The 11,513-nt window shown below is 37.8% G+C and carries 9 protein-coding genes; all 9 read right to left on the reverse strand.

The genetic code is table 11. The annotated features are described in order from the left end of the window. Nucleotides 1-109 precede the first annotated feature (109 nt). Entirely contained in the window at nucleotides 110-700 is a 591-nt protein-coding gene (gene coaE / locus C8K15_RS05050; protein WP_108585344.1) for a dephospho-CoA kinase, read from the reverse strand. A gap of 15 nt (nucleotides 701-715) precedes the next feature. Beyond that, nucleotides 716-1,588 carry a bifunctional DNA-formamidopyrimidine glycosylase/DNA-(apurinic or apyrimidinic site) lyase gene (gene mutM, locus C8K15_RS05055; RefSeq protein WP_108585345.1) on the reverse strand — a complete coding sequence of 291 codons (873 nt, stop codon included), beginning with the start codon at nucleotides 1,586-1,588 and terminating at the stop codon, nucleotides 716-718. Between the two features lie 12 nt (nucleotides 1,589-1,600). Beyond that, nucleotides 1,601-4,225: a DNA polymerase I gene (gene polA / locus C8K15_RS05060; protein WP_108585346.1), complete on the reverse strand. Its 2,625-nt coding sequence runs from the start codon at nucleotides 4,223-4,225 to the stop codon at nucleotides 1,601-1,603. Between the two features lie 641 nt (nucleotides 4,226-4,866). After that, nucleotides 4,867-6,411, reverse strand: a complete 1,545-nt coding sequence (pnpS, locus tag C8K15_RS05065) for a two-component system histidine kinase PnpS (RefSeq protein WP_108585347.1) — start codon at nucleotides 6,409-6,411, stop codon at nucleotides 4,867-4,869. Further along, nucleotides 6,408-7,118, reverse strand: a complete 711-nt coding sequence (locus C8K15_RS05070) for a response regulator transcription factor (RefSeq protein WP_108585348.1) — start codon at nucleotides 7,116-7,118, stop codon at nucleotides 6,408-6,410. The genes pnpS and C8K15_RS05070 overlap by 4 nt, the downstream gene beginning before the upstream one ends. Before the next feature lie 53 nt (nucleotides 7,119-7,171). Then, the gene (locus tag C8K15_RS05075; RefSeq protein WP_108585349.1) at nucleotides 7,172-7,648 is read right to left on the reverse strand and encodes a MaoC/PaaZ C-terminal domain-containing protein; all 477 of its coding nucleotides are present in this window, start codon (nucleotides 7,646-7,648) and stop codon (nucleotides 7,172-7,174) included. Between the two features lie 308 nt (nucleotides 7,649-7,956). Then, nucleotides 7,957-8,895, reverse strand: coding sequence for a malate dehydrogenase (mdh, locus tag C8K15_RS05080; RefSeq protein ID WP_108585350.1), 939 nt, complete (start codon nucleotides 8,893-8,895; stop codon nucleotides 7,957-7,959). Nucleotides 8,896-8,972: 77 nt separating this feature from the next. Then, nucleotides 8,973-10,241, reverse strand: coding sequence for an NADP-dependent isocitrate dehydrogenase (gene icd, locus C8K15_RS05085; RefSeq protein ID WP_108585351.1), 1,269 nt, complete (start codon nucleotides 10,239-10,241; stop codon nucleotides 8,973-8,975). A 132-nt stretch (nucleotides 10,242-10,373) separates the two neighbouring features. Beyond that, nucleotides 10,374-11,489, reverse strand: a complete 1,116-nt coding sequence (gene citZ / locus C8K15_RS05090; protein WP_108585352.1) for a citrate synthase — start codon at nucleotides 11,487-11,489, stop codon at nucleotides 10,374-10,376. Nucleotides 11,490-11,513: the final 24 nt, after the last annotated feature.

Here is an 11,513-nt window from a genome sequence, read left to right on the forward strand (position 1 = left end):
GTATGTTCTACTTTTAGTCTTTATTCTTAAATTAGTATAACACATTTTAAATTAAGATAAACCTAAAGTTGGCAATATAGAAATGTTCTATTTTTCAGAAAGCGGGACATTATATGTCCCACTCAGTCAATATTCGTTCTAATTGTTCCTTTGATTGTTCAATAGTGCCGTTATTATAAATGACCGCATCGGCACCTTTTTCTTTTTCGGAAATTGGTAATTGAGACTGAATTCTTGCAGTTGCTTCGTCTTTAGAAAGAGAATTCCGATTCATTAATCGTTGCAATTGCATTTCTTCGGTTACAGATACTACTAGTATTTTATCAACGAAATGTTGCAGTCTACTCTCAAAAAGGAGAGGGATATCCATAATCAAGGTTTTCTGACCGCTTTTCAAATGTTCATCACGCTGGCGAAACATTTCGCTTCGAATTGCTGGATGCATCAAGTCGTTTAATTGTTTTCTTTTTGCTGGATCGTTAAAAATCAGTTTACCCAGAGCTTCCCGATTTAATGTGCCATCTTTATTTATTACGGAAGATCCAAATTCACGCTCAATTTCTTGTAAATTTGATGTGCCTGGTTCTACGACTAATCGAGCTACTAAGTCAGCATCGATTATCGGATATCCTTTATCTTTTAACATGGCTGAAATCGTGCTTTTACCACTCGCAATACTTCCCGTTAATCCTATAATCATTGTATGTTCACCCTCTTATCGTTGACATGAAGGACAGTACCAAGAGTTTCGTCCTCCTAGCACTCGTTGTTTTGTAGGGACTAAGCAATGTGGACATTGTTTCTTGCCGTACATTTGTAATCTATGTTGCATACTGCCCGCTTCACCATTGATGTTGCGATAATCTGATATTGAGCTCCCACCAACCAAAATACTTTCATTTAATACAACGACTACTGTTTCAAAAAGTTCAGAAAGTCTTTTTTGACTTATACGATTTACTTTTCTCGCTGGATGAATATGCATTCGAAATAATGCTTCGGTAGCATAAATATTGCCACATCCAGAAATAACTTGCCCGTCCATAATCACTTCTTTTATAGACTTGTTTTGGTATTTAACAAGCTTAGTCAAGTCTAGAAAATGGTCTATTGCCGAGTAATCGAACGGTTCGGGAGCCATTAGTAATAATGGAGGGAATTGTTCTTCTGATTCAAGTAAACGCATTTCGCCGAACCTGCGAATATCTGCATATACCAACAACATGCCGTCATTTAGTTTAAATATCACATGAATATGTTTTCTGAATTTCTCTTCTGAAATTTCATGCGTTTCGTGAACATAGAACCACGCCCCAGACATTCCTAGATGATTCACTAATAACTTACTCTGGTGATTTTTCTCTAAATGAAAATAGATATACTTTGATCTTCTTACTATTTGAATAATTTTTGCATCTGCTAGTTCTTGCTGAAAATCAGCAAGCTCGGTTCCTTTGATGATTGCTTGTTTCCCCGCCTTACGGGACACTTCTAAGACTTGTGAAAGAGTGACTTCTTCAATGGTTTTTCCAGTCACTACAGGTTTAAGAGCATTTACGACTCCCTCGACTTCTGGTAATTCAGGCATTTTTTTGCCCCCTTACTTCGTATCGTACCAAGTTAGACCATACGCATAATCCACTTTGAGTGGAACTTTTAATTCAATCGCATGTTCCATCACTTCAGGTACGATTTTTTCTAATATCGCAATTTCTTCTGGAGGTGCTTCAAAAATCAATTCATCATGTACTTGAAGTAGCATAGTTGCTTGTAAATTTTCCTTCTCTAAACGAGCAGCCATATCAATCATGGCTTTCTTTATAATATCCGCGGCACTCCCTTGAATAGGTGTATTCATTGCCGTCCGTTCAGCGAAACCTCGCAAATTAAAGTTTGAACTTGTAATATCAGGCAAGTATCTTCTTCTATTTAAAATCGTCGTAACAAATCCTGATTTCTTAGCATCATGAACGATATCATCCATGTATTGTTTAACACCTGGGAAGCTCTTTAAATAACGATCGATAAATTCAGCAGCTTCCTTACGTGTAATAGATAAGTTTTGTGACAATCCATAATCACTGATTCCATAAACAATTCCGAAGTTTACTGCTTTAGCTGCACGACGCATGTCAGACGTTACAGCATCAGCTTCCACGTGGAAAACATCCATTGCCGTTTTTGTATGAATATCTAAGTCGTTTCGGAAAGCGTCGATTAATTCTTCATCATCTGACATATGTGCTAAAACACGCAGCTCGATTTGAGAATAATCTGCAGCAAATAAAACCCAACCTGGTTGTGAAGGAACAAACGCTTTACGAATTTTGCGTCCTTCTTCTAGTCTCACAGGAATGTTTTGTAAATTTGGATTGGTTGAACTTAAACGTCCTGTTTGTGTGAGAGCTTGTTGATATCTCGTGTGAATCTTACCATCATCTTTATGAATTTCTTTCAATAATCCTTCGATGTACGTAGACTGTAACTTCCCTAATTGACGGAACAACAGAATATGTGAAATCACTTCATGTTTGCCTTCTAATTTTTCTAAAACGTCTGCGGCAGTTGAATAACCTGTCTTCGTTTTTTTCAATGCAGGAAGTCCTAGTTTTTCAAATAAAATGACACCTAGTTGTTTAGGTGAATTAATATTAAAAGTCTCTCCAGCTGCATGATAAATCGTTTGTTCAATCTCCGTTAACTTTCCAGCTAAATCTTCACCAATATCAACAAGAGTTTGACGGTCCACTTTCACACCATCAGACTCCATTTTCCCTAGAATGGTTGCCAATGGTAACTCAAGTTCTTGATAAAGTTCGTATTGTTCATTGTCTTTTAATTTTTGATCCATTACTGCTCTCAAATTCCAAACTGCCATTGCTTTTCTAACAATATGTTCACCTAACTCTGCATCAGATGGAACCGATTTTTTTGCTCCTTTTCCGTATACTTGTTCATTGGTAAATACATCACCGTAACCGAATTCGCGAGATAATACCGCGACATCGTCAGACGTTATTGCTGGATTAACGATATATGCAGCTAGGACAAAATCGAATTCAACTCCATCGAGCAATACATCGTTTCGGTGAAACGCTGCAAGTGATGCTTTTGAATCAACTAATCTTTTCTTCTTACTATCATCGGCTAGCCACGTACGGAATGATTCTGATGCAAATGCATCTTCGACCTTGATGAAATAAGCATGTTTGTCATCAACAAGTGCAATACCTAACATATCAGCAGTATGATATTGTTCATCATATAACTCTAAATGAACAGCCATTTCATCAGACAAATTCTCGTCCGTTATTTCGGTCAACTGAGTAAATGTTATTTCAGACTTTACTTCTTCTACTTGTGCATACGTCGTTTTTTCAAGTAGCGACTTGAAGGCCAACTCTTGCCAAATTTTAATGACTTCTTCCATGTCAGGTCCTTTGTACGATAAATCATCGAGGCCAATTGTAATGGGTGCCTCTGTTTCGATTGTTGCCAGTATTTTACTCATCTTCGCTTGTTCTTCATTGGCTTCTAGTTTCTCTTTCAGTTTTCCTTTTAGCTGATCGATGCCTTCATAAACACCATCAACAGAATGATGTTCCATTAATAGTTTAATCGCTGTTTTTTCTCCGACGCCAGGAACACCTGGAATATTATCTGAAGAATCACCCATCAAGCCTTTCATATCAATAATTTGATTAGGTGTTATCCCATATTTCTCTAGAATATGAGCTGGTGTATATTTCTCCATATCAGTGATGCCTTTACGAGTAATATAAACAGTTGTTGTATCTGAAGAAAGTTGAGTTAAATCCTTATCACCAGAGACAATAATTACTTCTTCTCCCTTTGCTTCAGCCTGTTTACTCAGCGTTCCGATAATATCATCCGCTTCGTACATCGAGAGCTCGTATTGAGGGATCTGATACGCTGTAAGAAGCTTACGTAAGTAAGGAAACTGCTCAGAAAGCTCGGACGGAGTTTTTTGACGTCCACCTTTATACTCCCCAAACGTTGTGTGTCTGAATGTAGTTTTTCCTGCATCAAATGCAACTAGCATATGAGTTGGTTGTTCTTCGTCTATTATTTTTTGTAACATCATAGTAAACCCATAAACAGAATTTGTATGTATTCCGTGTTCATTTGTCAGTAATGGAAGCGCGAAAAATGCTCGATACGCTAAGCTATTCCCATCTAGTAATAAAACTTTGTTTTTGCTCAAAACTTTTCCACTCCTCTATTCGTAAAAAACGTCATCTTCCTTCATATTACCATGTAAGGTAGATGAAAAGAAAATGACGTCCCTTGCTATGACTAACTTCATTAAGATTTGAACGGATGAGCTAGAGACCACTTGCAGAAATCTTCAGCATAAAGCTCGAATTTGCGGTGAGCGATCGCTCAGTTGGAATTTTCGGGGTCCAAGTTGGAAAAATTGCGCTGCAAGTTGGAATCGATACATCATTGCCTTAAGAAAAAGCCTGAACCATAGAGCTGGTCAATTGCTTGGTGTATTCCTGTTGCACATTGGTTTAAATAATAGGGTCTGTTAAACGATTCTTTCGTTTATCGTACATTTGCGCTTGCAGCACGTTCCGTATGAGCCAACACGAATGAAAACCACATACTTCTGTGGCTCATTCTTCACGCTCTTGCGGGATGTATATCCCCTTTTTTGTTCTTTGACTGTTGATATGTATATTAAAGCGAATTAGTTTTAACAACTTTGATTTCACAGAATTCTTCATGAAAAAAGAGTCCTCAATGAGAACTCTTTTTTCTACTAAATGCGGTTTTAGGGGGTTTCATAAATAGCTTAACAAAGCACTATGAACTTATTATGAAGTACTTGTAAAGAACATGTTAAGATGGTTGTTTTTTAGGAATAAGTATTTTAAATTGAGTCCCGAAACCAGGCTCACTTTCAACAAAAATCCGCCCATGATGCGCATCAATTAAATGTTTGACTATCGCAAGACCCAGACCAGTCCCGCCTGAATTGCGACTTCTCGCACGGTCAATACGGTAAAACCGTTCAAATATTCGTGGAATCTCTTTTTTATCCATACCGATTCCTTCATCACGAATAATGATGATGCCATGAGTATCGCTTTCATGAAGGGACAAATGGACAGACGTGTTTTCTGTAGAATAGGTGATCGCATTTGTTAACAAATTCATGACCACTTGAATGAGACGATTCATGTCTCCGTCAACGATTACATTTCGTTCCATATTCTCGACAAATGTCATATTTTTCTCGTCTAAACTTGGGCTTGTCATTTCTGCTGCACGTACCATGACTTCGCGTAAATTAGTTTCAGAGAACTCTACAGAAAAACCATGTTGCTCGATTTTTGAGAGTTCAAGTAAATCTTCTATTAACATCTGTAATCGATTGCTTTCTTTATTGATTATTTCCAAAAAGCTTAGCAATGTTTTCTCATCATTCATAGCTCCATCAATTAGCGTTTCAGAGAAACCTTTTATCGAAGTAACCGGAGTGCGTAGTTCATGGGATACGTTAGCTACAAAATCTTTTCGAATTTGTTCGAGTCGTATTAAATCTGAAATATCATGCATGACAATCACAATACCTAGCCAGCGACCGTGTTCCCCAATGACTGGTGCTCCGTATACTTCCATATGATGAAGTTCTTGTTGAATGACTAGAGTCAATTGTTTACGAGAAGAAGATTCCATTAAAAACACATAATCAATAAACTTCTTCAGCTCTTCAGGTAACCCCACGCTTTTAAATAATTGGTTTTGCACCTCTTGCAAACTGAAATCAAATTGATCTACAAAAGGTTTATTAACAATGCTAATTTGTCCATCACGGTCAATCATCATTAGTGCACTACCCATGTTTTCAATGAGTGTTTTTAATCGTTCCTTTTCCATTTCACGGACTTTAAACAAATCTTGTAAATTCCGAGCAAGTATATTGATTGAAGTACTAAGTTGTGCGGTACTCAGTGAATCATCTTCATACGCTCGAGCTCTGTAATTACCTTTAGCAAGTTCTATTGCGACCTCTGTAACATTATCAATAGGTTGTGCATAGCGCTTAGTCAGTCGATACGTAAAAACGATGGTAATGACAAATGCAATTAGTAAAACAATCAATAATACTTTCCACAGCTGTAGGCGAACATCATTAAAATCGCTACCCAAATGGTCATTTGAAAGAATGTTCGTAATTTCATCTTTTTGGTCATCGGTTAAGCTGATATTAGATTGCTGGAAAACCAATGAAATTTCATCTGCTTTTTTAACAGCATTTGATCGGACCGATTCTTCCACATATACAGGAAAAAGCTGACTTAATATAATACCTAAGCCAGCTAATATGGAACCCACAACTATTGTAAAGGTCATGACTATTTTTCCTTGAAGCGATTTCATACCACTTTTGGCTCCTCAAATTTGTACCCTATACCTCGAATTGTTTTTATAAAAATCGGTTTCCGACTATTTTCTTCGATTTTTTCCCTGAGATGGCTAATGTGAACATCGACAATTCGTGTATCTCCGGCGAAATCATAGTTCCAAACAGCACTTAGTAGCTGATCACGAGTGAGCACACGGTTTTTATTTTCCATCAAGTACACAAGCAATTCAAATTCTTTCGGAGTAAATTCTAATGATTGATCTCGTAAGAAAACTTCAAAACTATCTGGATATACTCGTAGTGAACCATATTCAAAAGACGAATCTGCATTTAGAGGTACTTCTTCAATTGTGGCTGTAGATCTTCTTAGAACTGCTTTAACACGAGCTGTTACTTCTCTAGGACTAAATGGCTTAGTCATATAATCGTCCGCACCTAATTCGAGTCCTAATACTTTATCAAATTCATCGTCTTTAGCGGTCAACATAATAATAGGTGTATTGATTTTCTGCAGACGCAATGCTTTACAAACTTCCATGCCGTCCATTTTAGGAAGCATCAGGTCAAGGACAATGAGATTAGGTTTACTTTCAAGTACCGCGTTATAGCCTTCCATCCCATCGCTCGCCGTTAGTACAGTGTATCCCGCTTGTTCCAAGTTATATTGAAGCAATGTTACGATTGAACTTTCATCATCTACTACTAGAATTTTCTTTGTCATGTTTTTGCCTCCACAATCGATTTAAAACCCCCATCTTAAACCGAATGATCTATTTAGAAATTATCCATTGATTGAGATGTTAAGTGATTTTCTAAGCGCGGTGGAGTTGAAGTGATTTTCCCTTCGATTACGGTATCTCCAGCTTCGTTGGTTGCATGTACTTCAATTTCTACCAAGTTTTTCTCGACATCAACAGAAATAACTTGTAGCAGGAAATCTATCGTTGCGTAGTGGTACACAGGTTTTGGGAAGGTTAAATGTTGTTCAACAATATGCGAACCCGGTCCTGGTAAATATTTCGAGACGGCTGAGGTCACGATTCCTGTAAGCATGATAGCAGGAACAATTGGTTTTTCATATACAGTTTGAGAGGCAAAATCATGTTGAATATACAATGGGTTGCCATCGTTGGTTAATCCTAAATATAAAAGTAAATCTTTGTCTTCAATTTTCTCTGTTAGTTTCAGCTTTTCTCCCACTGACATATCTTCGACTTTTCGGCCTAGTTTACGTTTCTTTCCGAGTAGCATCAGATGTCCCCCCTTTGTTCATGTTCTACCTTCATAGTATCAATAAGTACAAAAAAAATCGAGCAGGGATTTCCTACTCGATCTCAATTATGTCTGCTTCAAGCACTAAGTGGCAATTTCCGCTTTACTTTTTGTCTAGCTACAAGCGCCAACTCGCACCTCCGCTTCAGAAACTCATTCGAAAACAAGTTTGCGATTCGTTTCTTCCACCGTCGGAGTCGAGCTAAATTGGTACTTTCCGCTTGGGCACACAGAACGTAGGTCATGAAGGCGTTGCGACAGGACGTCGCATCTTTAGCCTTAGAACATTATGCTAGAATGTCCATTACGTTACGTACTGATGCTGCTGACTTGTCTAGCTCAGCTTTTTCAGACTCAGTTAAATCAAGTTCAAAGATTTTTTCAATCCCACCAGCACCTAAAATTGTAGGTACGCCAAGATAAATTCCGTCTAATCCATATTCACCTTCAAGATAAGCGATTGATGGTAATACACGACGTTGATCTTTTAGAATGGCTTCAGCCATTTCAACTAAAGAAGCTGCTGGTGCATAGTAAGCTGATCCGTTACCAAGAAGGTTTACGATTTCAGCTCCACCTTTACGTGTACGATCAACAATTTCAGCTAAGTGTTCTTTTGAAATCAATGTATCCAAAGGAATACCACCTGCGTATGAATAACGTACTAAAGGAACCATGTCGTCACCGTGGCCACCAAGAACAAAACCAGTGATGTCTTTAACAGACAAGTTTAGTTCTTGTGCGACAAATGTACAGAAACGTGCTGAATCAAGAACTCCAGATTGGCCAATTACGCGCTCTTTCGGGAAACCAGATTCTTTGTATACTGTGTAAGACATTGCATCTACTGGATTTGTTAATACAATAATGATTGTATTTGGAGAATGTTTAATGATTTCACCTGTAACGATTTTCATAACTTTTTGGTTTGTTTGAACCAAATCGTCACGGCTCATACCAGGTTTACGTGCAATACCAGCTGTGATGATAACGATGTCCGAGTCTTTCGTATCTTCATAGTTAGAAGTACCAGTAATGTTTGCATCAAATCCTTGTACAGGACCTGCTTCTAACATATCTAGCGCTTTCCCTTTAGTTGGATTTTCCATTTGTGGGATATCAACTAAAACAACGTCCCCTAATTCTTTTTGAGCAAGAAGGAATGCTGTTGTTGCACCTGTAAAACCAGAACCGATTACTGAAATCTTTTTACGTTTCAATGTCATCAGAAAACTCTCCCTTTGTTCATAAGTGAAGAGGGCATAAGCCCTCTTTCTAAACATAGTGTTTTACTTAATGTCGATTAAAGATTTTTGATAAGTTCATCAGCGAACTCAGAACATTTCACTTCAGTAGCGCCATCCATTAAACGAGCGAAATCATAAGTTACAACTTTAGAAGAAATTGTTTTCTCCATAGAGTCCATTACTAATTTAGCTGCTTCGTTCCAGCCAAGGTGTTCAAGCATTAATACACCTGAAAGGATAACAGATGATGGGTTCACTTTATCTAAACCAGCGTATTTAGGAGCTGTACCGTGAGTAGCTTCAAAAATAGCATGTCCAGTTAAATAGTTAATATTTGCTCCTGGTGCAATACCAATACCGCCAACTTGTGCAGCAAGTGCATCAGAAATATAGTCACCGTTCAAGTTCATTGTTGCAACAACATCAAATTCGCTTGGACGAGTTAAAATTTGTTGTAAGAAGATATCAGCAATCGAATCTTTCACTAAAATTTTGCCAGCTGCTAAAGCATCTGCTTGCGCTTTATCTGCAGCTTCTGCACCTTGGTCAGCTTTAATTTGATCATATTGGTTCCATGTGAATGTTTGTTCAGCGAATTCTTGTTCCGCAACTTCATAACCCCAAGTTTTGAAAGCTCCTTCAGTGAACTTCATGATGTTCCCTTTATGAACAAGTGTTAATGACTCGCGACCTTCTTTAATGATGTAAGTAAGTGCAGCACGTACTAAGCGTTTAGTACCTTCTTCTGAGATGGGTTTAATCCCGATACCAGAAGTCTCAGGGAAACGAATGTTTTTAGTACCCATTTCGTTTTGTAAGAATGCGATGATTTTTTTAACTTCGTCACTTCCTGCAGCAAACTCGATTCCAGCATAAATATCTTCAGTGTTTTCACGGAAAATAACCATGTCAGTATCTTCAGGGCGTTTTACTGGTGAAGGAACACCGTCAAAGTAACGTACAGGACGTAAACAAGTGTATAAATCTAATTCTTGACGTAACGCAACGTTTAATGAACGAATACCGCCACCAACTGGTGTAGTAAGAGGGCCTTTAATTGCTATTAAATATTCACGAATTACATCTAAAGTTTCTGTTGGTAACCATTCGCCAGTTTGATCGAATGCTTTTTGACCTGCTAAAACTTCTTTCCAAACGATAGATTTCTCACCGTTGTAAGCTTTGTTAACTGAAGCTTCTAATACACGTGCAGATGCAGCCCAGATATCAGGACCGATACCGTCTCCTTCGATGAAAGGAATGATTGGATTATTTGGTACGTTTAGTGCACCATTTTCAACTGTAATTTTGCCACCGTTTGTCATGAATAATTTCCTCCTATAGGCATAATCATAGGGCATGTACTTTTAACAATGACGTTCAATCAGAATACTATTTCTAGTTTCTTTGAATAAACACTGCTGAAAGTCCAGCCCTACTTATGTTTATTTAAAATTTTAACGCTCGTTTACTGGTACATATTTTTGCATACCAGGTCCGATATATTCTGCACGTGGACGGATTAGACGGTTATTAGAATATTGTTCTAAAATGTGAGCTAACCAGCCTGATACACGTGAAACAGCAAAGATTGGTGTAAATAAATCATGATCGATATTTAGAGAATGGTAGACAGATGCTGAGTAAAAATCAACATTTGGTGGAAGATTTTTCTGTCCTGTTACGATTTCTTCAATTTTAATTGACATTTCGTACCATTTCTCTTCTCCGCGAAGTTTTGTTAATTTTTGAGACATTTCACGAAGGTGTTTTGCACGTGGATCCCCTTTACGGTATACACGGTGACCGAAGCCCATAATTTTTTCTTTGTTTGCTAGTTTTTCGTTGATGTAAGAATCAACATTATCAACTGAACCAATTTCCGTTAACATTTTCATAACTTGCTCGTTTGCTCCGCCGTGAAGGGGACCTTTAAGAGCACCTAGTGCCGCAACTACACCAGAATAAACATCTGATAATGTTGCTACACATACGCGCGCTGTAAATGTTGACGCATTTAATTCATGGTCAGCGTGTAAAACTAATGCTTTGTTGAACGCCTCTTCTTCAATAGCCGCTGGAATTTCACCACTTAACATATATAAGAAGTTCGCTGCATAGCTTAAATCTTTTTTCGGTGCGATAGGTTCTTGTCCTTTACGAACACGAGCAAATGCTGTTACTAAAGTCGACATTTTTGCTTGAAGTTGAATGGCTTTCAAGTAGTTAGCTTCTACAGACATATCTTCTGCATTTTCATCATACAATCCTAGCATAGAAACAGATGTACGAAGAGCTGTCATTGGGTGAACTTTTTCAATTGGATACGTTTTGAAGTGGTTTAATACTTCTTGTGGTACAGCCATGTTATCTGCCAATTGTTGTTTAAGTTCAGCTAATTCTGCTGCCTTTGGAAGGCGTTGATGCCAAAGCAAGTAGATTACTTCTTCAAAACTTGCATGATCTGCTAAGTCATCAATATCATAGCCAACATATGTAAGTGTGTCATCAATGATCGAACTGATTGCTGATTGAGTAGCTACTACTCCTTCTAGACCTTTAGTTGATGTCATGTATATCGCTCCTTCTTCTGTTTG

It is taken from the genome of Paenisporosarcina sp. OV554 (assembly GCF_003058165.1).
Lineage (GTDB): Bacteria > Bacillota > Bacilli > Bacillales_A > Planococcaceae > Paenisporosarcina.

Bases quoted from the DNA above. Each gene is read 5' to 3' on its own strand.
- icd (WP_108585351.1), bottom strand. From the start codon at position 10,241: ATGACAAACGGTGGCAAAATTACAGTTGAAAATGGTGCACTAAACGTA.
- mdh (WP_108585350.1), bottom strand. From the start codon at position 8,895: ATGACATTGAAACGTAAAAAGATTTCAGTAATCGGTTCTGGTTTTACA.
- C8K15_RS05075 (WP_108585349.1), bottom strand. From the start codon at position 7,648: ATGCTACTCGGAAAGAAACGTAAACTAGGCCGAAAAGTCGAAGATATG.
- C8K15_RS05070 (WP_108585348.1), bottom strand. From the start codon at position 7,118: ATGACAAAGAAAATTCTAGTAGTAGATGATGAAAGTTCAATCGTAACA.
- mutM (WP_108585345.1), bottom strand. From the start codon at position 1,588: ATGCCTGAATTACCAGAAGTCGAGGGAGTCGTAAATGCTCTTAAACCT.
- coaE (WP_108585344.1), bottom strand. From the start codon at position 700: ATGATTATAGGATTAACGGGAAGTATTGCGAGTGGTAAAAGCACGATT.
- citZ (WP_108585352.1), bottom strand. From the start codon at position 11,489: ATGACATCAACTAAAGGTCTAGAAGGAGTAGTAGCTACTCAATCAGCA.
- pnpS (WP_108585347.1), bottom strand. From the start codon at position 6,411: ATGAAATCGCTTCAAGGAAAAATAGTCATGACCTTTACAATAGTTGTG.